This window comes from Alienimonas californiensis (assembly GCF_007743815.1).
GTDB lineage: Bacteria > Planctomycetota > Planctomycetia > Planctomycetales > Planctomycetaceae > Alienimonas > Alienimonas californiensis.
This window is the reverse complement of record NZ_CP036265.1, coordinates 3,489,284-3,510,472: the sequence shown is the minus strand read 5'-3', so window position 1 is coordinate 3,510,472 and position 21,189 is coordinate 3,489,284. Positions and strand designations below refer to the sequence as shown.

At 70.8% G+C, this 21,189-nt stretch carries 16 protein-coding genes; 4 read left to right on the top strand and 12 right to left on the bottom strand.

Annotated features, from left to right (window positions below; translation table 11 throughout):
* Nucleotides 1-164 precede the first annotated feature (164 nt).
* From CA12_RS13785 to CA12_RS13770, 4 genes are all read right to left on the bottom strand, one after another.
* Complete coding sequence (locus CA12_RS13785) at nt 165-470, bottom strand: hypothetical protein (RefSeq protein WP_145359624.1); 306 nt, start codon at nt 468-470, stop codon at nt 165-167.
* Nucleotides 471-814: 344 nt separating this feature from the next.
* The gene (locus tag CA12_RS13780; RefSeq protein WP_145359621.1) at nt 815-4,345 is read right to left on the bottom strand and encodes an efflux RND transporter permease subunit; all 3,531 of its coding nucleotides are present in this window, start codon (nt 4,343-4,345) and stop codon (nt 815-817) included.
* Nucleotides 4,345-6,444 carry an efflux RND transporter periplasmic adaptor subunit gene (locus tag CA12_RS13775; protein ID WP_145359619.1) on the bottom strand — a complete coding sequence of 700 codons (2,100 nt, stop codon included), beginning with the start codon at nt 6,442-6,444 and terminating at the stop codon, nt 4,345-4,347. Before CA12_RS13775 ends, CA12_RS13780 begins: the two co-directional genes overlap by 1 nt.
* A 45-nt stretch (nt 6,445-6,489) precedes the next feature.
* The gene (locus tag CA12_RS13770) at nt 6,490-6,816 is read right to left on the bottom strand and encodes a hypothetical protein (RefSeq protein WP_145359616.1); all 327 of its coding nucleotides are present in this window, start codon (nt 6,814-6,816) and stop codon (nt 6,490-6,492) included.
* Between the two features lie 845 nt (nt 6,817-7,661).
* Here CA12_RS13770 and CA12_RS13765 point away from each other — a divergent pair.
* Nucleotides 7,662-9,293, top strand: coding sequence for a TolC family protein (locus tag CA12_RS13765; protein ID WP_165700757.1), 1,632 nt, complete (start codon nt 7,662-7,664; stop codon nt 9,291-9,293).
* A 57-nt stretch (nt 9,294-9,350) separates the two neighbouring features.
* Here CA12_RS13765 and CA12_RS13760 read toward each other — a convergent pair whose 3' ends face one another.
* Nucleotides 9,351-10,820, bottom strand: a complete 1,470-nt coding sequence (locus CA12_RS13760) for a PQQ-dependent sugar dehydrogenase (protein ID WP_145359610.1) — start codon at nt 10,818-10,820, stop codon at nt 9,351-9,353.
* A 254-nt stretch (nt 10,821-11,074) separates the two neighbouring features.
* On the opposite strand from CA12_RS13760, the gene CA12_RS13755 reads away from it, so the two are divergent.
* The 3 genes from CA12_RS13755 (at nt 11,075) to CA12_RS13745 (ending at nt 12,534) form a co-directional block, all read left to right on the top strand.
* A complete protein-coding gene (locus tag CA12_RS13755; RefSeq protein WP_145359608.1) occupies nt 11,075-11,530 on the top strand; it encodes a hypothetical protein in 456 nt (151 codons plus the stop codon).
* Between the two features lie 97 nt (nt 11,531-11,627).
* Nucleotides 11,628-12,080 carry a DUF305 domain-containing protein gene (locus tag CA12_RS13750; protein WP_145359605.1) on the top strand — a complete coding sequence of 151 codons (453 nt, stop codon included), beginning with the start codon at nt 11,628-11,630 and terminating at the stop codon, nt 12,078-12,080.
* Nucleotides 12,081-12,240: 160 nt separating this feature from the next.
* Nucleotides 12,241-12,534 (top strand): metal-sensitive transcriptional regulator, encoded by a 294-nt coding sequence (locus CA12_RS13745; protein ID WP_242687911.1) that lies wholly within the window; start codon nt 12,241-12,243, stop codon nt 12,532-12,534.
* Nucleotides 12,535-12,585: 51 nt separating this feature from the next.
* Here CA12_RS13745 and CA12_RS13740 read toward each other — a convergent pair whose 3' ends face one another.
* From CA12_RS13740 to CA12_RS13710, 7 genes are all read right to left on the bottom strand, one after another.
* A complete protein-coding gene (locus tag CA12_RS13740) occupies nt 12,586-13,119 on the bottom strand; it encodes a hypothetical protein (RefSeq protein WP_145359603.1) in 534 nt (177 codons plus the stop codon).
* A gap of 72 nt (nt 13,120-13,191) precedes the next feature.
* The gene (locus CA12_RS13735; RefSeq protein ID WP_145359600.1) at nt 13,192-16,752 is read right to left on the bottom strand and encodes an efflux RND transporter permease subunit; all 3,561 of its coding nucleotides are present in this window, start codon (nt 16,750-16,752) and stop codon (nt 13,192-13,194) included.
* A 12-nt stretch (nt 16,753-16,764) separates the two neighbouring features.
* A complete protein-coding gene (locus CA12_RS13730) occupies nt 16,765-18,294 on the bottom strand; it encodes an efflux RND transporter periplasmic adaptor subunit (RefSeq protein WP_207621997.1) in 1,530 nt (509 codons plus the stop codon).
* Between the two features lie 146 nt (nt 18,295-18,440).
* Nucleotides 18,441-18,929, bottom strand: coding sequence for a hypothetical protein (locus tag CA12_RS13725; RefSeq protein WP_145359597.1), 489 nt, complete (start codon nt 18,927-18,929; stop codon nt 18,441-18,443).
* A 377-nt stretch (nt 18,930-19,306) separates the two neighbouring features.
* Nucleotides 19,307-19,888: a DsrE family protein gene (locus CA12_RS13720; protein ID WP_145359594.1), complete on the bottom strand. Its 582-nt coding sequence runs from the start codon at nt 19,886-19,888 to the stop codon at nt 19,307-19,309.
* Between the two features lie 78 nt (nt 19,889-19,966).
* Nucleotides 19,967-20,527, bottom strand: coding sequence for a thioredoxin family protein (locus tag CA12_RS13715; RefSeq protein ID WP_165700756.1), 561 nt, complete (start codon nt 20,525-20,527; stop codon nt 19,967-19,969).
* Between the two features lie 74 nt (nt 20,528-20,601).
* Complete coding sequence (locus CA12_RS13710; RefSeq protein WP_145359589.1) at nt 20,602-21,180, bottom strand: DsrE family protein; 579 nt, start codon at nt 21,178-21,180, stop codon at nt 20,602-20,604.
* Between the last annotated feature and the right edge of the window lie 9 nt (nt 21,181-21,189).

Sequence of the window (21,189 nt, the reverse complement as noted above, 5' to 3'; positions counted from 1 at the left end):
AACGGTTTCAGAGGGGGCGCGGGCCGAACCGGCCAAGCGCCCGGGGGCTTGGGAATAAGAGGGGACGCGAAGCCGCCGCAGGGCGACTTCAGAACGCTCAAAACGCAGCGGCGCGCGGTTCGTCCCGCGTCGTCGATTTCAGATAACCGGAGCCCGGCTCCGATTTAGTTCCGAACGGGCGGCCCGCGAGGAGCGGCCGGACCGACGCCGCGTTCTCTTCCCAAACGCCCCGCATCGACCGTCGCCGTCGACAGGCCGCAGCCCGTCTGAGCCGCGACGTGACGGAGTCCCGCAGCCACGCCCGAGCCCGGGGTCGGATTCGATTCCGCTTCCCCGGCCCCGTCGTACTCGACTGCATCCGCGACGTGGGCGGGTTGCGACCGGCCGTCCTCGTCGCCGAACGTTTGCACGTTCGGCAGCGCCGCCGCGATCGTCAGCGGTCCGGCGAGGAGGAGCAGCAGCAGGTTCACGCGGGAACGATACTCCGCGGCCCGCCCCCGCGAAAGCGGCGATCCGCGCCGGTCCTGCGAATCAGGCGACGGCCCGCCGATTGGCAGGCGACGACGACGCCCGTTCCCCCGCCGAGCCCCGCGTCCTTGGCAGTCGAGCGACCGCGGAAGAAGCTCCCCGACCGGGTGGAGGTCCGGCTTGTGGAAGCCGCCCCGGCGGCGTCAGTGGGCGTAGTCCGCACATCTTCCCCGGCGGCCGACCCGAAATCGGTCTGAGTCATGGAGACCAGCGGTTCGGGACGTGACGGCGTCTCCGGAGGCGGCGCCGTAGGGGTGCCGCGAAGCCATTGAGTTAGACAGCCTCTTCAGAGCGAGGCGGGCACCTCTTCCGTGCCGGCCCAGTGGCGGTCGTGGAGGCCGGCGTTCAGCTTAAACTCCTTATATCCGCAGAACAGGACCGGGACGACGAACAGCGTCACCAGTTCGACGGTCATCCCGCCGAACACCGGCAGGGCCATCGCCCGGGCCACGTCGGCCCCGCGGCCGTTGGCCAACAGCACCGGAACGAGGGCGAGCACGGTGGTCGCGGTGGTCATCAGGCAGGGTCGGATGCGGCGGGCGCCGGCGGCGACGGTCGCGGCCCGGATGTCCGCCACGGTTTTGAGCCGGCGGCGGGTGAACACCTGATCGAGATAGGTCGCGATCACCACCCCGTCGTCCACGGCGATGCCGAACAGGGCGATGAACCCCACCCACACCGCCGTGTTCATCTCCGTCCCGGCCAACGCCAGGCAGATCATCCCCCCGCCGAACGCGACCGGGATGCTGGCGAACACCGCGAGCGTGAGCGGGATCGCCCGGAACTGGAAATAAATGAGCAGCAGATTAATGCCGATCACCAGCGGAACGAGCCACATCAGCCGTCGGTTCGCCTCGATCTGATTCCGAAAGCTGCCGACCAGTTCGAACGAATAACCCGCCGGCAGGTCCAGCCGCTCCGGGGCGTCCGCCGGCAGCGCCGCGGCGGTGCGGAGCGATTCTTCGATCGCGGCGACGGCCTCCAGGTCGCCGACGGATTCGCTCACCGCGAAGGCCACATGAGCGACCAGCCGGGCGTTCTCGCTGGAGATCGCCCCCGGGCCCCAGGTCGTCGTCAGCGTTGCCAATTCCGACAGTGGGACGGTCTGCCCGCTGGGCGTGACGACCGGCAGATCCGGCAGGCCGTCGACGCCTTCCCGCAGGTCGCGGCGGTAGCGGACGCGGATCGGATAGCGCTCCCGGCCCTCGACGGTGCGATCGACGTTCATCCCGCCCAGGGCGGTTTCGATGAGCCGGTTCACCTCCTCGACGCTCATGCCGTAGCGGGCGGCGGCCTCGCGGTCGACGACGAACTCAATGTACGGCTTGCCGAGCACGATGTCCGGGTTCACCGTGCCCGGCTTAATATAGGGGCTGTCGCGGAGCCGATCCGCGACGTCCCGGGCGGCGGTCGCCAATTCGCCGAGGTCGTCGCCGTAAATGCGGACCGCCGTCGAGGCCTTGATGCCGCTCTGGAGCATGACGACGCGCCCCTCGATCGGTTGCAGGGGGGAAGCGGGGGTGACGCCGGGCAGCGTGGCGACGGCGTTGATTTCCTCCCACACGTCCTTCCCCGTCACGCCCGGCCGCCACTGGTCGCGGGGCTTGAGCATCACGTAGGTCTCGATCATCGCGGCGGGGGCGGGGTCGAGCGCGCTCTCCACGCGGCCGATCTTGCCGAGCACGTCCCGCACCTCCGGGATCTGCCGGATCAACGCGTCCTGCGTCTGGAGCACACGCATCGCCTCGCTGAAGCTGGCGGCCGGGTACAGCGTGGGCATATAGAACCAGCTCCCCTCGTCCAGGGCGATCCAGTCGTCGCTGGGCAGGCCCATGAACGTGCTTTTCGCGTCGAGATAGCCGGGGACGGCGTTGAGGTCGGCGCCGAGGGCGGACGCGGTCCGCTCCACGGGCTTTAAGACCGTGCCCAGTCCGAACCACGCCCCCAGGCCCAGCAGGACGATCAGGGCCGGGACCGTCATGAAGCCGAGCTTGTGCCGCAGGAAGAACCTCAGCGTGGGCTCGTAAATCCCGACGACGAGCCGGCTGACGGGGTTCTCCTCCACCGGCCGCAGGCGTTCGCGGGTCATCAGGTAGCCGACTGCGAAGCCGCTCGCCGCCGCGGCGAGGGCGACATGAACCGGAAAGACGGCGTACCCGCCGCCGGGAAACAGTTCGGCGGTGAGCCCCGCCGCGGCCCGGTCGCCCCAGACGAGGGCGCTCCCCCCGAAGACCGCCGCCCCGGCCAACCCGGCCCACGCCGCCGCCCATCGCGACCGCCGTCGGTCGCCGAGCAGCAGCCGACAGATCGGCGGGACGAGGCAAACGGCGACGAGCAACGCCGCCACGATGCTGAAGGTCTTCGTCCACGCCAGGGGGGCGAACAACTTATAATCGCGGCCGGTGAGGAAGAACACCGGCAGGAAGCTCACCACCGTCGTCGTCACCGCCGTGAAGACCGCCGGGGCCACCTCGCCGGCCGCCTCCTCGATCACCTCAACGCGGGTCCGATCGTCAGGCTTCGCCGTCCACGACGCGAGGTGCTGATAGATATTCTCCGAGACGATAATCCCCATATCGACCATCGTGCCGATCGCGATCGCGATCCCCGCGAGCGACATGATGTTCGCGTCCACCCCGCCGACCCGCATCGCCCCGAACGCCAGCAGCACGGCGACCGGCAGCGTGGCGGCGACGGTCAGGCTGCTGCGAATATGCAGCAGGAATAACAGGATCACCGCGGCGGTGATCGCGATCTCCTGCCACAGGGCCGTCGTGAGGGTGGAGACCGTTTCGTCGATCAGCCCGCTGCGGTCGTAGATTCCCTGGATCGTCACGCCGCCCAACGCCGGTTCGATCTGGCGAATCTTCGCCTTCACCCGGTCGATGACGGCCCGGGGGTTCTCGCCGTGCCGCATCACGACGACCCCGCCGACGGCCTCGGCGCCGTTGAGGTCCAGCGCCCCGCGGCGGAAGTCCGGGCCGAGCTGCACGTCGGCGAGATCTTTTATCCGCACCGGCGTTCCGCCCCGCTCGGCAACGACAGTTTCTTCCAGATCGCGCACGGCGTCCGCGTCGTCCCCGCCCCCGACGAATCCGCGGCCGCGGACGATGTATTCCATCCCGCCGCTCTCGACGGTTTTGGCCCCCACGTCGCGGCCGGCGGTCTGGACGGCTTCCGTCACGCGGTCCAGCGGCAGGTCGTGGAACCGCAGGCGGTCCGGGTCCACGTCGATCTGATACTGCCGCACGTAGCCGCCGATCGAGGCCACCTCGCTGACCCCCTCGACCGCCTGCAATTCGTACCGGACGACGAAATCCTGCAACGATCGCAGTTCCGCCAGGTCCGTCCCGCCGGTTCCGTCGGACGCACGAGGCGGCGGGCGGAGGACGTAATAATAAATCTGTCCCAGCCCGGTGGCGTCCGGGCCCATGCGGGGCGTGACCCCGTCCGGCAGGTTCGCCGCGGCGACGCCGAGCTGCTCGCTGACCCGGCTGCGGGCCCAGTAAAAGTCGACCGAATCGTCGAACGTCACCTGCACGAAGCTGACGCCGAACAGGCTTTTGCCGCGGACGCTCGCCGCTCCCGGCACCGCCATCAGGTTCACGCTCAGCGGATAGGTGATCTGGTCCTCCACGTCCTTCGGCGACCGGCCGGGCCAGTCGGTGAGGACGATCACCTGGTTCTCCCCGATGTCGGGGATCGCGTCGATCGGAACGGTGTTCACGCTATAGACCCCGAACCCGATCAGCCCGGCCGTGAGCAGCAGGACGATCAACGGCTCCCGAACGCAGAACCGGATGAGGGCGGCGAGCATCAATTCGGCCCCGCGTTTCCGGGCCCCGCCGGGCTCTCGGCGGCGGCGATCTCGCGGACCTTCGAACCGCACTTCAGCATCGCGGCCCCCATATAGGGATTGCGCATCTCGTCTCGGGCGAGGCGGCCGGGTTCGAGCCAGTCGCTGCCCCCGCCGGGTCCCATGGGGCAGTGGAACTGCGTCAACGCCCCCGCGGACTCCGGCCCCCGCATGGCCGCCGAGAGCCGCAGCACCGCATGGCTGAGCGGCTTGAAGGCGACCCGCGCGGCGTCGAGGTCGTCGGTCGCCAGTTCCGGTACGTGCCGTTCGACGACGGCGACCTGGTCGGCCGCGGCGGCGAGGTCCGCGGCGTCCAGCCGGTCGGCGGCGTCGCTCAGCGCCGCGATCGCGCCCGCCGGCGGCGGCTCGTCCGCGGCGAGGGCCGTCTGCACCTGAAAGTAGGCGGCGAACAGGGCGTCCAGCGCCGCCCCGGTCTCGTCGGCGACGACCACCGCCGGCCCGTTCGGCAGGCTCATCGGGCCGTCGGCCGGCTCTTCGAGGGGCTTCGCCCGGGTCGGGTCGATCAGCGATGGATTGCCGGCGAGCTGCATCTGGGAGTCGATCAGGAAGTTCCCGCCGGTCGCGACCGTCTCGCCCGCCTCCAGTCCACTGACCACCACGGTGCGGCCCTTCGCGGTGGGGCCGAGTTCGACGGTTCGCAGTTCGAACCGACCGGGGTCCGTCTCGACGTAGACGACGCTGTTTGAGCCGGCCCGCAGCACGGCGTCGCGGGGAACGGTGAGGACCGAGCGGTCGGCGGTGCGACTCTCGGCGAAGCCCAGTTCGCTCGCCGGGACGAGGTCCATGCCGCACACCGGGCACTCGCCCGGCTCGTCCCGCACGATCTGCGGGTGCATCGGGCTGACGTACTTCATGGCGAGCTCCGGGTCGTACACCGGCTCGCCCGGCGGCGGGGGCACGGCCAGCGTTTCGACCACGGCCGCGGCGAGGTCGCCGGGGCGGAGGCGGCCGTCGGGGTTGAGCATCTCCACCCGCACGCCCACGGTGCGGGTCTCCGGATCGACGGTGGGGTCGATGAAGGCCGCCCGGCCGACGAACTCCTCTCCCGGCAGGCTCCGCAGCGTCGCCCGCACCTTCGTCGCGAACCGGACCGCGGCGGCGTCCTCGGGGAACAGCTCGAGCATCAGCCAGACGGCCGAGAGGTCCGCGATCTTCAAAATCGGCTCGCCCCGGGCGACGTACTGGCCCTCCGTTTTGAGCTTCTCCACCACCGTCCCGCCCAGCGGCGAGCGGATGCGGAGCCGCGTCTCGGCCGTGCCCCGCTCCCGCAGGGCCTCGATCTGGTCGGCCGTCATCCCCAGTTCGATCAGCTTGTCGCGGGCCGCGACGGCGAGTTGGCGGGAGAGTTCCGCGTCCGCGGCCGCTCCCGACGCCAGCGCCCCCCGGGCCGACAGATATTCCCGCTGGGCGGTGTAGAGGTCCGGGCTGTAGAGCACGGCAAGGTCGTCGCCCTCCTTCACCGGCACGCCGACGTAGTCGGCGAACAGCCGTTCCAACCGGCCGTCGACGTAGGCGGCGATGGTCGCGTCGCGGCCCTCGTCGAACGCCAGCTCCCCGACCGTGCGGATCTCCCGGGTGAGAACCTCCCGCGTCACCTCGGCGGTCCCGATGCCCGCGAGGCGCCGGGCGGCGGGATCGAGGGTGACGGAGACGCCGTCGCCGCCGTCGTCCTCCAGCTTTTTCAATTCCATCCCGCAGACCGGACACCGGCCCGGTTCGGCCAGCGGCGGGGTGCACATCATCGGGCAGATGTAGCGAGCGTCCTCAGCGGCGGCGACCGCCAGCGGCGCGACCGTGGGCAGCCAATCGGCCCGCTGGGCGAACCCCAGCCCGACCAGCAGCCCCAGGACCGCCGCACAAAACGCCGCCGTCCGCGCCGCCGTGCCGACCCACCGCCGCCCGCCGGACCGCGCCGCCCCCGTCGTCTCGGACGAACTGGGCGGAGCGGTGTCGGACGCGGGGACATGCTGCGCCGCACCGCCCGGGGGCGAAGGCGACGCGGCGGATCGGGACAGTCGGCGGCGGAGGGCGGCCAGCATCGGGCGGCTCCTCAATGAGGAACGAAGTTCAAAAAGCGGGGCGAATCAGGCGTCGCCGTCCATCGCGTTCTGCGTCTCGCCGGCCTGGGCGGCGGCGAGCTTCTCGGCCTTCTCCTCCTCGGTCAGCTCCTGCCATTCAGGAATGCATTGAGCGCAGCAGAACCCGACCGTTTGGCCGTTCCACTCGGTGGTGACCGCCGGATCGGCGTCCCCGCCCATGAGGGGACAGGTTTCGTTTACGAGCGCGACGGCCTCGGTGGTCGCGGGCGCCTCGGCGTCGGCCGGGGGGACCGGTTCGGTTTCGACGGCACAGCCGGCGGCCAGGGCGAACAGACCGGCGGCGGGCAGGGCGAGGAACGGGCGGATCTTCATGGGGACGTCCTTGAAAGGGGCGGGGGCATGCACGGCCGCGCCAGAGGAACGGGCGCGGCCGTGGCGGTCGCCGTGCGTCGAAGCGCGAAGCGACCAGAAGGGGATTCCCGTCGAGCATGACGGGGCGAAAAGAGCGGCCGGCGCCGGCCTCACAGGGCGGCGCGGACCGGGAGCGTCGGGCGAATCCGGCTAGGTGCGCCAGACCCCGAGCACCCGCTGCGCGTAGCCACGCGGGTGATGAAATGCGAGTTCCGGATCGACGGCGGCGAGAACCGCCGCCGACTTGTCTGTGTCAAACGCGGCCGGATTCGCACACGACGCGGTCGCCGGCTTCACGTCCGGCCGGGACGGAGCTTCGGGCACCACGGGCGGCAGCGGACGCGAACCGCACCGGCAAACGCTCGGCCGGTCGTCCGTCTCGTCGTGGGGCCCGAAGGGCGCGTCGGGCAGGCCGCAATGGCATCGTTCGCCGCAACAGGCAAGCGGTTTGGCCTTCTCCGGGTCGACTCGATCGCAGCAGGAACGCTCGGCCGCCGGGGGGGCCGCGTCGATCGCCGGGCACCCGATCGCCGCCGTCACCGGCCCCGGCCCGGAGGCGCAGACCGCCAGCGTCAGGCAAAGTGTGAGGGCGGTGCGGACAGACGCGAACAAAGCGGTTCCTGCGGTCGATTTACCCGGAGAGGGTATCCCCAGTGTTGCAGACCGCCTCGACGATGCAAGATCGACTTCGGCCTGCCGCCCGCCTGACGCTCGCCGGAGCCCTCTCGCTGGCCGCGGGCTGCGTCGTCGGATCGTCGGCGTCGTCGCCGCGCCCGCTCCCGCCGTCGTCGTCCGCGGTTGGCGCCGTGCGTCCCGTGTCCTTCCAGGACGAATCCGGCGGGGACGCGGCGAACGGCATCGAACGGGGCGAGTTCTACGACCCCCTGCTCGACGTCCCGACTGAAAAGGCCCCGTCTGAGCGGGCCCCGGCGCAGGATCCCAGCGTTCGGCAGGACGGCAACGGATCGTTCGATCCCCTCCTCGACGCCCCCGCCCCGGACGACGGCGGCGACCCCGCCAACGGCGAGCCGCGGTCCCACACGGCGGGCGCCGCCGCCGGTCCCCCGACGATCGGGCTTGAGGCGGCGGCGGCGCTGGCGGTGGCCCGTTCTCCCCGGGCCGCGGCCGCCCGTCGCCGGGCCGACTCGATCGCCGCCCGCCTCCCGCAGGTGACGGCATTGGAGGACCCGACGCTCACCAGCACCTCCTATCCGATCCGCGATCAGGCCCTGCAAACCGCCGCGGGTCGTGTGCAGACCGGCGTGCAGGTGGCCCAGCGGTTCCCGTGGCTCGCCAAGCTGGACGCCCGCGGCGAGGTGGTCCGTCGTGAAGCGCAGGTCGCCCTGACCGAGGCGGCGACCGCCGAGTTGGCCGCGGCGCTGGCGGCCCGCACGGCCTGGTTCGAGGCCTGGTACGCCGGCCGGGCGGTCGAGGTGACGGAGCGGAACCGGGACCTGCTGGAACAGCTTTCCGACGTGGCCGTGGCCCGCGTTCGCACGGGCGGCGCCCAGACGGACGTGCTGCGGACGCAGTTGGAAATCGACCGGCTCGACGATCGCCTCCTTCAACTGACCCAGGCGGAAGACCTGGCCCGGGCGGACCTCGCCGCGGTCCTGCGGCTGCCGCCCGGGGCGGCGCTGCCGACGGCGACGACCGAGTTGCCCCCGCTGGACGCCGCCGCCGAGGTCGACGTCCTGTCCGCCGCCGCCCAACGCTGCCGACCCGAACTGCAGCGGATCGGCTGGGAGATCGCCCGCGACCGGGCCGAGCGGCGGGTCGCCTGCCTGGCCGGCAAGCCGGACTTCACCGCCGGCTTCGGTTATGCGGTGGTGACGGAGGAGGACGCGCTGGCCGGGAACGCCAACGGCCGGGACAACGTCTCCGTGCTGTTCGGCCTGACGCTGCCGATCTACGGGGATAAAATTCGGGCGGGGGTCGCCGAGGCGGACCGCCGCCTCGCCGCCGACGCCCGCTCCCTCGACGCGGAGCGGGACGAAACCCTCCGGCTGATTCGCCGGCTGGCGATTCGGCTGGACTCGCTGGCCGACCAGCTGGACCTGCTAGAGACCCGCATCCTCCCCCGGGCCGAACGCACGCTTGAGGTGAGCCTCGCGGACTACCGGGGCGAACGCGTGGGGTTCACGGAGGCGGCGAGCAGCTACGCGGACATCCTGCGTCTGGAGGTCCAACGGGCCCGGCTGCGGGCGGACGTGGGCATTGCGCTGGCGGAGTTGGAGCGAGCCGTCGGCTGCGACCTCGCAACGACCCGTCCGGTGCCCTCCCCGGCGCCTGCTCCGGCGCCGTTGCCGGAGACTCTCCAGGCCCCGCCGCCGATTCCCTCCGTGGAGGAACCACGAGGCGACGGCCCGGCCGCGGCCGCTCCGGCCGAAGCGATCGTCGACGAGCCGGCCGCCGTGGAAGCCCCCTCCGAACCTTGACGTCGAGCCGGCTAGGGTCGGCGTCAGCGGCCGGGAGGCGTCGGGACGCCGTTCGGGTCAGTCCGCGACCGGCGTGATCTTCCAGATCACGCCCGTTCCGGGCCGAGCGTGCGGGCCGGCCTCGTCCATCGGCATCAGACCGAAGTCGGCGACGTACAGGGCGGATCCGTCCGCGGCGAAGCGCACGTCCAACGGGCGCCGCGGCCCCGCCGAGCCGCCCGGCCCATGCCCGTGACCGCCGTCGGAGCGGCCGGCCTGTGGCTTGTCACCGTGGCCGCCGTCGCCGTGGCTGTGGTGTTTCGGGCCGAAGAAGGTGGTTGATTCGCCGGTCGCCGGGTCGAACCGCACCACGCGGTGGCCGCCGTGTTCCTCCGGCGGCGTGCCGGTGCGCGGAGTCATGTGGCCGAAGAAGGCGATGAACAGTTGCCCCTCGAGCCCGAACGCCCCGCCCGGGGACGCGTCCAGCTTGACGATGCTGGAGTGCTTCGGAAATGTCGCCGCGGGCCGCTCCACGGGCGGATGGTTCGCCATCAGGAAGGTCGGCTGCGGTTTGCCGTCAGGCTTGAACCGCGGATCGGTGACGGGATCGCCGGACCCGAAGTCCGGCCAGCCGTAGAAGGCGCCGCGTTTCACGACGTACAGGTCCTCTAGATCGTTCGCCACCGGCCGGCTGCCGCGGACGTCCATGCCGTTCTCCGTCGCGTACAGCGTGTCGCCGGCCCACAACAGGCCGTAGGGATTCCGCAGGCCCCAAGCGTAGACCGACGGGTTCGAGCCGTCGGCGTCGAACCGCAACACCGTGCCGTTCGCCTTGGTCGCCCCGGGAATCGTCGCCCCGTCCGGCGTGGCCGTGTCGAACGGCTGGTAGGCGGAGGTCCGGGCCGTCTCGTCCGCTTCGCCGTCGGAGAGCGGGTCCTTCGTCTGGAAGACCGCGCCGCGGGTCCGCAGCGGGGCGGGCGCGATCTCGTGGACGTCGGGATGCTCCATGAGCCATTTCTTATTGTCCAAGCCGACGACGCCGGAGTTCGTCGCCGTGCCCTGCCCGACGTACAGCCCGCCGTCGGGGCCGACCGTAAGCTGATTGTTCTCGTGGTCCCCGAGACTCGGCAGTCCCGTCACGAGATCTCGCAGCGCCGGGGCGGAGCCGAGCGGGTCATCGAGGACGGAAATCTTCGTACGGTGCGAAACCAGCAGTTCGCCGTCGCGCATCAGCAGGTCGTTGACCGGCGCCTCCAGGCCGTTGACGGGCACGCTGCGGCGGGCGCCGTCGGCTGCGAAGTGCAGCAGGGCGGGCCGGGCGGACGGATCGCCCGGGGCCGCGCCGGAGAGCGCGACGAACAGCCCGCCGGCGCCGTCCGGTTCCACGCTGGTGGGAAAGTCTAAACCGTCGGCGAAGACCTCGACGCGGTAGCCCTCCGGCACTTCCGCGGCGGCCGGATCGGGCTCCGGCGGGGCCGCGGCGGCCGCCTGGGCGAGGGTGAAGCCGGCGAGCGCTAAGGACGACGCCGCGTGAGAAAGCTTGAGCACGTGGATCTCCGGTGGGGGGAACGCAGTCGCCGCAGTCGGCGATGAAACGGAGCCATGACCACAACGCGCGCCCGGCCGGCGGGGGACCGGCGCATCCCCTTGAGCGGGGATCGAAGATACCCCCGGGCCGTATCCCTATGAGCAGAGGGAAGTCGCCCCCGTCCCGATCACGCGTCGGCGTCGCCAGTGTGGTTGGCTCAAAACGAGCGGGACCGTCGTCCCCTCGTTCTCCCCCCGCTCTCACGGAGAACCCCATGAACCGCCGCCACGTCCTGTCCGCCGCCGCCGGCGCTGCCGGACTTGTTGTCCTGCCCGCCGCCCGCGCCGATCACCACGAGAAACAGGGCGGCCAGCACGGCCACGAACTGACCGGCAAGGAGAAGGCCGACGTTCAGCAGATGATGGACCACATCGTCCTGTTGAACCGGGTCACGGAGCACTGCATGACCCAGATCAAGCAGAAGCAGGGGAAGGTTCCCGATCACGCTCAGAACCACGAGGTCGCGATGGATTGCGTGCCCGTCTGCCAGACGACCTGTGCGTTTATGACCCGCGAGAGCCCGCACTCGCAGTCCATGCACCGGGCCGCCGCCGAGTGCTGCGAGAAGACGGCGAAGGCGCTGGAGGCCTCCTCCGACACCTCCGCGGTCGTCAAGGAGTGCGTGAAGTCCTCCCGCGAATGCGCCAAGATGTGCCGCACCTACCTCTGAGCGGCGCTCTCGGCCGGAGCGCCGCTCCCGCCGCCCGAGGCCGCCCGGACGCCCCCGGGCGGCCTTTTTCCTGTCTCCGCCCGCTCGATCGAATCCGATGAACGCCTACGTCCGCTTCGGCCTGATGATCGCCACCTCCACGGCGGTGATGTTCGGCCTGATGTATCTCAACACCTACGCCCTCGATCACGTTTTCTTCAGCGAGACGCGACTCTATATGGCCCTTTTAATGGGGGCGACGATGGCCGTCGTCATGATGGGTTTCATGTGGAAGATGCACGAGAATCGCAAGGCGAACGTCGGCATCCTCGTCGGCGCCGCCGCGGTCTTCGTCCTCACGCTGTGGCTCGTGCGATCGCAGGAAACGGTGCAGGATGAATCATGGCTGAAGGCGATGATCCCGCACCACTCGATCGCGATCCTCACCAGCGAACGAGCGGAGATCGCCGACCCGCGCGTCCGCGATCTGGCCGACCGAATCATTAAGACCCAGCGGGAGGAGATCGCGGAGATGAAGGGTTATATCGACGATCTGGAAGCGAACCGCTGACGACCCTCGACGCCGTGCCGCTCCTCAGACGGACGGGGCCCGCTGCGGGCGGGGCGGGCGGATCCCCTACCCGCTGATACCCCCGACCGGTACGATGGAGAGTCGGCGAAAGGCCGGCGCGTTCCCTATATCTCCTGCCTGACGGCCGCACTCCCGGTTCGTGAACCTGAACGACGAACAGAAGCAAGCCCTCCGCAAGCGGCTCCGCCGAGCCGAGGGCCAGGTCGCCGCGGTGGGGCGGATGATCGAGGAGGACCGGTACTGCGTGGACGTGCTGACGCAGGTCCGAGCGGCGATGGCGGCCTTGGGCAAGGTGGGGCACATCGTGCTCGAAAATCACCTGGACACCTGCGTCTCCGCCGCCTTCAGGGTCGAGGACGACGAGACCCGTAAGGAAAAGGTCCGCGAGCTGATGGCCGTCTTCGCCCAATACGGCAATTTCGGCGACCGCTAAGCCGGGCCGCGGGCCAACGCCCGCCCTGCCCGGCCCCGTGGCCGTGGGCGGTCATTCCTCCTCGCTGTGTCCGTGGGCGACCTCTTTGAAGTCGCCGGTGTAGGGCGTGCCGTCGATCAGGCCGCTGATCGTGCCCTCGTACTCGCGGACGACGCCGAGGCCCGGGTCGGTCCCGACGAACCGCGACGCCTTCCCCTCCGGGTCGCCCTCCTGCGGGTCGGCGGCGAGTTCGACGTCGATTTCCGGCTCCACGATCGTCAGGCGGATCGACTCCGCGGCGATCGGGGCCGGCGTCTTCTCGTCCGGGCCGTGCAGATAGACCGTCGCCTGCTGCTTGTCGTGGTCGACGAGGAACTCCGGGTGATAGGCGCCGCCGCCCCAGTCGGTCACGGTGCCGTCGTGCGGGCCGGCTCCGTGCCCGTGCTCGCCGGAGTGGTCCCGACCCTCGGCCGCGTGGTCGTGATCGCCATGGGCCTGGTCGTCGGCCGCGACGGGCGCGGCGTCGGCCGCGGGCTCGTTCGAACTGCAGCCAACGAGGGCCGCGGACAGGGCGAGGGCGGTCAGGGGGGCGGCGGGGAACTTCATGGGTTCAGTCCTTGAGGGGAACAGCGAAGGGTGCGGCCGGGAGGGTCCCGGCCGCGGGAGACAGGTCGGGAATCAGGCGGGGCCCGGCGCCTCGGCGGCGGGCTGAATCTCGGGGGACGCGGGCTCGGTCGGCGGCGGGGCGAGCAGGTCGTCCTCGTCTCCGCCCTTTGCCAGACGGACGGCGTCGCGGCCGCTGAACCGCCAGAACAGGCCGGGGTGGACGAGGAACTCGCAGAAGGTGGAGGTCGTCAGCCCGCCGAGGATCACGGTGGCGACCGGATACAGGATCTCGCGGCCGGGTTCGTCCCCGCCGAGCACCAGCGGGATGAGGGCGATCCCGGCGGTCAGGGCCGTCATCAGCACCGGGGCCAGTCGTTCGAGACTGCCGCGGAGCACGGTCTCCTGCGTGAACGGCTGGCCCTCCTCGGCCATCAGGTGCACGTAATGGCTGACCAGCAGGATGCCGTTGCGGACCGCGATCCCGCCCAGCGAGATGAACCCGACGAGGCTGGCCACCGTGAGCGTCTGATCCGTGATCACGAGCGCCGCGACGCCGCCAATGAACGCTGTCGGCAGGGCGTTCAGGATTTGCAGGACGATCCGCACCGAGGGGAACGGGATCAGCAGCACGGCGAAGATGCCGACGGTCGAGACCCCCGCCAGAATCAGGATCGTCCGCGTGGCCCGCTGCTGGCTCTCGAACTGCCCGCCGTACTCCACGAAGTAGCCGGGCGGCAGGTCGAGCGTGCCGTCCAGCCGGGCCTGAATCTCCTCGACGGCGGAGGCCAAATCGCGGCCCTGCGTGTTGCAGCGGACGACCATCCGCCGGCGGGCGTTCTCCCGGTTCACGGCGTTCGGACCGACGCCGCGTTCGACGTCCGCCAGCTCCCGCAGTTCGACCTGCCCCTTCCCGCCCGGCAGGTCAATGCGGAGCCGGCCGAGGTTGGCGTAGTCGGTCCGCGAGCGCTCCTCCAGCCGCACGAGCAGGTCGAACCGGCGGGAGCCCTCCAGCACCTCGGAGACGAGATGCCCCTGCAACGCGGTCTGCACCAGCGAAGCGACCTCCGCCCGGGTCAGGCCGTAGAAGGCGAGGTCGTGCGGCCGCAGGCGGACGTGCAGCTCCTCGGTCATCTGGATCGGCTCGATCACCGGCGGCGTGACGCCGGGCACCTCCGCCACGGTGGCTTCGATCTGCTCGGCCAGCCGCTGGAGCGTGTCGAGGTCCTCCCCGTAGACCTTGATCGCGATCTGGGCGTACACGCCGGAGATCATGTGGCTGATCAGGTGGGCCAGCGGCTGCTCGACCTCGATCCCCACGCCCGGGACCTCGTCGCGGAGGACTTCGAGCAGTTCGTCGATGACCTCCTCGCGGTCCAGTTCGCTGTCGGGGTTCATGGCGAGGATGTACTCGCTGGCGTTCACCGGCGAGGCGTGCTCGTCCAGTTCCGCCCGGCCGGTGCGGCGGACGAAGCTGCGGATCGCCGCGTCCGGCTGGGCGGCGGAGACCTGCCGCCGGCGGAGCTGCCGGTCGATCAGTTCGGCGGCAGCGTTGGAGGCGTCCAGGGAGGCGCCCGGCGGGAGCGTCACGTTGATCTGCACGCTGCCCTCGTCGAAGGCGGGCAGGAAGTTCCGCCCCAGCCCGGCGGCCTGCCACGCCGCCACGCCCACGGCCGTCCACGTCAGGAACAGCATCAGCGACGGCGCCGCCATGCTCAGCCGGACCAGCGGCCGCGTCAGGGCCTTGAGCGCCCGGAGCAGCGGGCCGTCGGACTCGCCGTGCGTCGCCGGGGCGTTCGGCAGCAGGTAGTAGGACAGGACCGGCGTGACGGTCAGCGAGACCAGCAGCGAGGCGAGGATCGAGGTGATGTAGGCCACCCCCAGCGGGGCGAACAGCCGCCCCTCCACCCCGCCGAGGGCGAACAGCGGCAGGAACACCAGGATCACCACCGCCGTGCCGAACACGATCGCCCCGCGGATCTCCCGACTGGCCTCGTAGACGACTCGCAACGCCGGATGCGGCTTCTGGCGGGCGTTGTTTTCCTTGAGCCGGCGAAAAATGTTCTCCACGTCGACGATCGCGTCGTCGACCAGCTCCCCCATCGCCACGGCCAGCCCGCCGAGGGTCATCACGTTGATCGACAGCTCGCTGCCGGACAGCCAACTGACCAGCCGGAACACCAGCGTGGTGATCACCAGCGACAGCGGGATCGCCGTCAGGGTGATGAACGTCGTCCGCACGTTGAGCAGGAACAGGAACAGCACGATCACGACCAGCCCGGCGCCGAGCACGAGGGCTTCCCCGACGTTGAACACGCCGCGGTCGATGAACCCCCGCAGCTGAAACAGGTCCGGCGTGACGACGAGATCGGCGGTGAGCGTGTCTTCCACGTCGGTCAGGGCGTCTTCCACCCGGTCGGTCAGGCCGCGGGTGTCGACGTGCGGCTGTTTGACGACCGTGAACACCACGCCCGGGCGTCCGTTCACGCTGCCGTCGCCCCGCTTGAACTCCGCCGCCTCGACCACGTCGGCGACCTGTCCGAGCAGCACCGGGCGGCGATCGTTCGCCCCGACCGGCACCGCCTTCAGTTCCTCGACGACCCGCTCCGGCCGCGGGCCGAGCCGGCCGAGCACCCGGATCGGTCGCTCCGTCTCGCCGGTCACGGCGAACCCGCCGCTGGTGTTGATGTTGCTTTCGTGCAGGGCCGTCTCCACGTCCTGCAGACTCACCCCGTACTCCAGCAGCGCCGCCGGGTCGATGCGGACCTGATACTGCTTGCGGTCCCCGCCAAGGATGAACGCCTCCGCCACGCCGGTCACCTTGCGGAGCCGCGGCCGGACGATCCAGTCGGCGATCGTCCGCAGGTCCCGGCGGCGCTCCGCATCGGAGGCCAGCCGCACGAGCCGCTCCCGGCCGTCGAGGACGACGCGGATCGTCGGCGTCGCGGCCTCGTCGCTCGCCCCCCCGTCGCCTGGTTCGACAGGGCTTCCGCCGATCGAGCCGAGTCGTTCCAGTTCGACCCGCTGCCCCGTGGCGGGTTCGACGGTCGCGTCGGCGACGCGGGTCCACGTCTCCGGCCGGCGGCGTTCGACCGGCTCCCAGACGGCGAACCGGTCCGCAGCCCCCCCCGGCAGGGCTTCGAGCAGCAGGCCGGTCTGTTCGATCGAGTACAGCTCCCCGCCCCGCGGGCCCGCCTGCCGGGAGAGCCCGGCGACGACGATCTGCCCCATGATCGACGACGGCGGCGTCATCTGCGGCACGACGCCCTCCGGCAGCGTTCCGGCGAGGGTCGCCATCCGCTCCTGCACGGTCCGGCGGGCGTCGCTGATTTCCGTGTCCCAGCCGAACTCCACGTAGACGACGCTCAGCCCGGCGGTCGACTGGCTGCGGACGTCCTCCACGCCGCTGGCGCCCAGCAGGGCGATCTCCAGCGGATAGGTGACCAGCGTTTCCACCTCCTCGGTCGCCAGCCCGCGGGCCTCGGTGAGCAGGATCACCCGCGGGCGGTCGAGGTCCGGGAAGACGTCGATCGGCATCTGGGCGGCCAGCAGCGCCCCGTACACCAGCGTGGCGACGCTCACGGCGAGCACCAGCACGCGGTTGCGGAGGGCGAAGCGAATGACGGCGTCGAGCATGATCGGGTCCGGTCAGTGGGCGGCGTGGACGGTGCCGTCGGCGTGCACGTGCACGCCCGGCATCTCGCCGCCGGCTTCCTGGGCTTTCAGAACTCGATTCAGCGTCGCCGCCGACCCCTGGGCCAGATACGCGGTCTTCGGCACGCTGCCGTCGTCGGCGATCACCGTCCGGGTGCGGTCTTCGTGCAGCACCCGCACCCCCAGCCGGCGAAACAGGTCGCCGTTCTGCTGAAACACGAACGCCTCCGGCCCCTCGCGGACGACCGCCTCCGAGGGCAGCGTGACGACTCCCTCGTACTCCTCGATGGGGACCTGTAACCGGACCCGCTGGCCCGGCCGGAACCGCCAGAGGGTGAACGTCTCGCCGTCGCGCTCGTAGGTCCGCGACTGGTTCTCCAGCGGGACGAAGAAGTCGAACGTCCGGCTCTCCGGGTCGATCATGTTGGCGAGGTGCCGGATGCGGAACGTCTGGTCCAGCGGCGGCCAGTCGGCGGCCTCGTCCTCGGCGAACTCCACCTCCACCGGCCAATTCCGCTCGGCGGCCCGGGCCAGCACGGCGGCCTCCCGCTTGAAGGCGTGCCCCTCGATGAACAGCGAGCGGTGATCCGCCAGCGTCGCCAGCAACTGCCCGGCCTGGACCTGCTGGCCCAACTCGACCGCCAGCGACTGCACCTCGAACAGGATGCCGTCGCCGGCCGGTTCCCCCTCGTCGTCGGCCGCGGCGCCTTGCCCACCGGCGGCGGCCTCCTCGGTCGCGGCGACGACGGCGGCCAACGGGTCGACGTCGACCGCGGCGTCCTCCGCCTCCTCGCCCTCGGCAGGCGGGGCGAAGACGTCGACGGTCGACACGAACCGGCCGCGGACGATCCCGGCGATCTGCTCCGGCGTCAGCCCGCGGGTGAGGAGGTCGTGGTACTGGGCGGCGATGGTCGCTTCCAGCCGAGATTCCACCCCTTCGAGCTCCTCCGTGCGGGCCCGGGTGCCGGCGGCGCTCTGTTCGAGCCGCCGGGCCCGTTCCAGCGCCGGCTTGTTGATCTGCCGGTCCCGGACGGCTTGAAACAGTTCCTTCTGGGACTGCTGGAGGTACTCGCTGAACAGCCGCACGGAGAACAGCTTGCCGCCCGGCGGAACCGTCTCGCCCGGGAAGGCGAACACCGTCACGACCGTCCCGACGGCCGGCGAGGTGACCCCGCGGTCGGTCACGCCGGGGCGGTCCGTGAGCACGCCCGGCACCGTCAACGTGCGGGTGTAAGTCCCGACGCGAACCGGGGCGACGGCCAGCCCCAGATTCTCCCGGGCCTGCCGACTGAGCTGCAACAGCTTCGGCCCCTCCGACTCCGTCGCGGACCCGCCTTCTTCGGCCGGAGCTTCGGCCCGCGAGGACGGCCCCGACGACAGCCATTCGGCGAGACGGCCGCGGCCCGCGGGCGTCGCCACGACGGCGCCCGCGGCAAGGAGAGCCGCGGCAATGACCGCCCCGGAGAGGTAGATGAGGATTCGTCGGCGCCGGGGCGGCGCAGCGGGGCTGGCTGGTGTGGACACGGAACGCGCAGCAGACGGGAAGAGCGGGAACCGGGACGCGGACCGCCCGGGCGGGCGGATCGATCAATCCCGAACAGAACTCGCCGGACGGCACGGACCGACGCCTCACCCCAGCGGCGAAACGCTCCGTCAGCCGTCCCCCGTCGCTACACCCGCAGCACAGCGCCCCGCGGAGCGCCGCCGACCGCCGGCGGTCGGTGCGTTCGGCCGCGGCGCTCTTCGGCCGTCGGCGCTGCCGTCTGCGGGCAGAGGACCGCGGCCGCGTACTTCAGCGCCGTCGCCGAATCGTCGTCGGCGTTCGGCAGCGGCGCTTTCTCGAGCAGCGTGAAGGGGTCGTCGCCCTGCTCCGCGGTCGGTTGTTCCGGCGTCGCTGGAACCTCGACCTGCAGCACGCCGAGCAGCGCCACGTGCCGGTGACGGCTCCCGTGACCGGACCGTTCGTCGTCACCGTGAGGGGCGTGACCGTGGGCCTCTTCGCCAGGGTGAGCCTTGTGCCCCTCGGTCGTTTCGATCGCCGGATGACCGGCGGCCGAATGGGCGTGCGTGAACGACGGGCTGCCGGCCCCGACCGTGACGAGCATCAGAGCGAGCGTCGCCGCCCGACGTGTCAGGTCGCTGTTCACGACGGCGATCATTCCCCGCCCGCCCCCCCGCCGTCAACCGGTCGACGGGCGTTGCCCCGCGACGGCGTCGCCCGGCGCACCGTGCTCTCGAATTCGTTCGCAACAACGGAGCGCATCCCCTGCCACGGCCGCCGTGGCCCGACCGCCGACGGTTGAACCCCCTCGATCCGCAAAGAAGCTGTTTTAGAACCGCTCGGAACACCAACCCGAAGCGTCAGCGAGGGCGCCGGCGAAGCGGGGGCCGGGCTGCGCCCGCCTCCCTCGCTGACGCTTCGGGTTTGTATTGAAACAGCCTCCAAGAGCGGTCGTGGACGCCTGCCGGGTTCGGGCGGGGGGGGGGGGATCAATCCTGATGGCGGTCGGGGGCTGCAGGCAGCGCCGGCGTCGGTTTAATGGAATCCGATGACGCTGTACCCGTCGGCCTGCAGGCCGATGTTGACTGTCGCGGCGGACACCGCCACCGTCACCGCGTCGGCGACCTCGGTCGTCGCGATGCCGAGGTGCGACAGATTTTGGCCGCAGACGAGGATCTCCACGCCGGCCTTCTTCAATTGCCGCATCAGGTCGAGATTCGGGTTCGTTAAGACGCCTTTATCCTTCAGGTACGGCTTCGCCCGGGCGGCGGTCGCCTCGTCGGACAGGGCTGCCGTGACCGCCGGACCGTGCAGGATGATCGCCATCTTCATTCCCTCCTTCGGGCCGACGCCGGCGTGGGCGTATAGATTGAGAATCAACGCCGCCCGGTCGAAGCCCTTCAGGACGCTGCCGGACTTCTCGTCGGACGTGATATCGATCAGAACCTTGGCGTTTTTGCGGGGCTGCAGGGCGGCGTCCGGCAGCGGGATGATCCCACCGTGCCCTTTGATGACCGGATGGAGGTAGGTCGGATTCGCGGTGGGATCGTCACTCGGGGTCGATTCGGCGGCCGGGGCGGCGGCGAGCGCGACGGTGAGCAGGGCGGCGGAGAACATGGCGTTCGGTTTCAGGCTTGGGGGGTTGAATACGCCGCCGGACGCGGCGGCGAAGGGGGGGGGCAGATCGCGGGCGGATCAGCGATCGGACGCGGTCGCCGCGGCCCGATTCTCGTCGAGGAATTCGAGCAGCCCCGCGGCGTCGACGAAGCCGGTGCGGGCGACCTCCTCCCCCGCGGGGTTCAGCAATAGCAGCGTCGGCAGGTAGGCCACGTCGTAATCGTCGGAGGCGGCTTGGGCGGCCGCGTTTCCGACATCAAGTTTCACGGGAATCACGTCGGCGGTGACCGCTTTCCGGACGGTCGGGTCCGACCAAGTCTTCTCGTCCATCAGTCGACAGGGCGGGCACCACGCGGCGGCGAAGTCCACCAGCAGGGGCTCGCCGGAGTGGGCCGATTCCGCCAGCGCCGCGGTCAGATCCGTCCGCCACGGCACCGGCGGAATCGCGGCGGCGGCCACGCCTTTCGATTCGCCCGACTGTGGGGCGGGAGGCGCAGCGTCCTGTTCGGCGGCGGCGGGCGAATCGGACGCGGACGTGCCCGCCGACATCGGGTCGGACCAGCCGACGAGCGCCGCGGCGGAGATTGCGGCCACGCCGAGGAGCACCACGACGGCCCCGAAACAGGGACGGCAGGACACGGAAGAGGGGGGACAGGCAGCGGGCATGAGACGACTTTCAGGGGAGGAACTTGGGACGCACGAAGAACGCGGGATCAAAAGCGGATGTAGGCGTAGCCCTGGTGTTGCAGATCGATCAGCCGGGCGTACGCGGCCTGGGCGAGCTGCACGTCCGGGTGGATCTCGTTCTTCGCCCACCCCTCCCGCTGACGGCGGGCGTTGCACAGCTCGACCGTCACGCCCCGCTCCGTCAATTTGGAGATCACAGCCGTGTTAGGATTGGCCTCGCCCTCGAAGCCGTATTTCCGCCACGCCTCGTCCGTCAGCAGATGGGCGGCGGCCTCGCCGTGATAGACGGCCCGGATATCGAGCCGCTCGGCCGGCACGCCCTGTTTTTCGTAGTAGTCGCGGAGCTTGCCGAGATACAGCAGGCCCTTGCCGACGTCGTCCTTCCACTCGTCGTCGCTGACTTGATAGACGACCTTGATGGGACCGTCGTATTGGAGGCCGATCACCGGGCGACCGTCGTCGCCGGCTTCCGTCGGGGCGGCGGTCGCGGCGGGACCCGGGGCGAGCAGAGCGGCGAGCGCCGGGCGGTCGGCGGCGGTCAGGCCGATCGCGGCGGTCAAGGCGACGCCGGCGGCGAGGGCGAGGCGGAGGTTGAGAGTCTTCATAACGCGGTC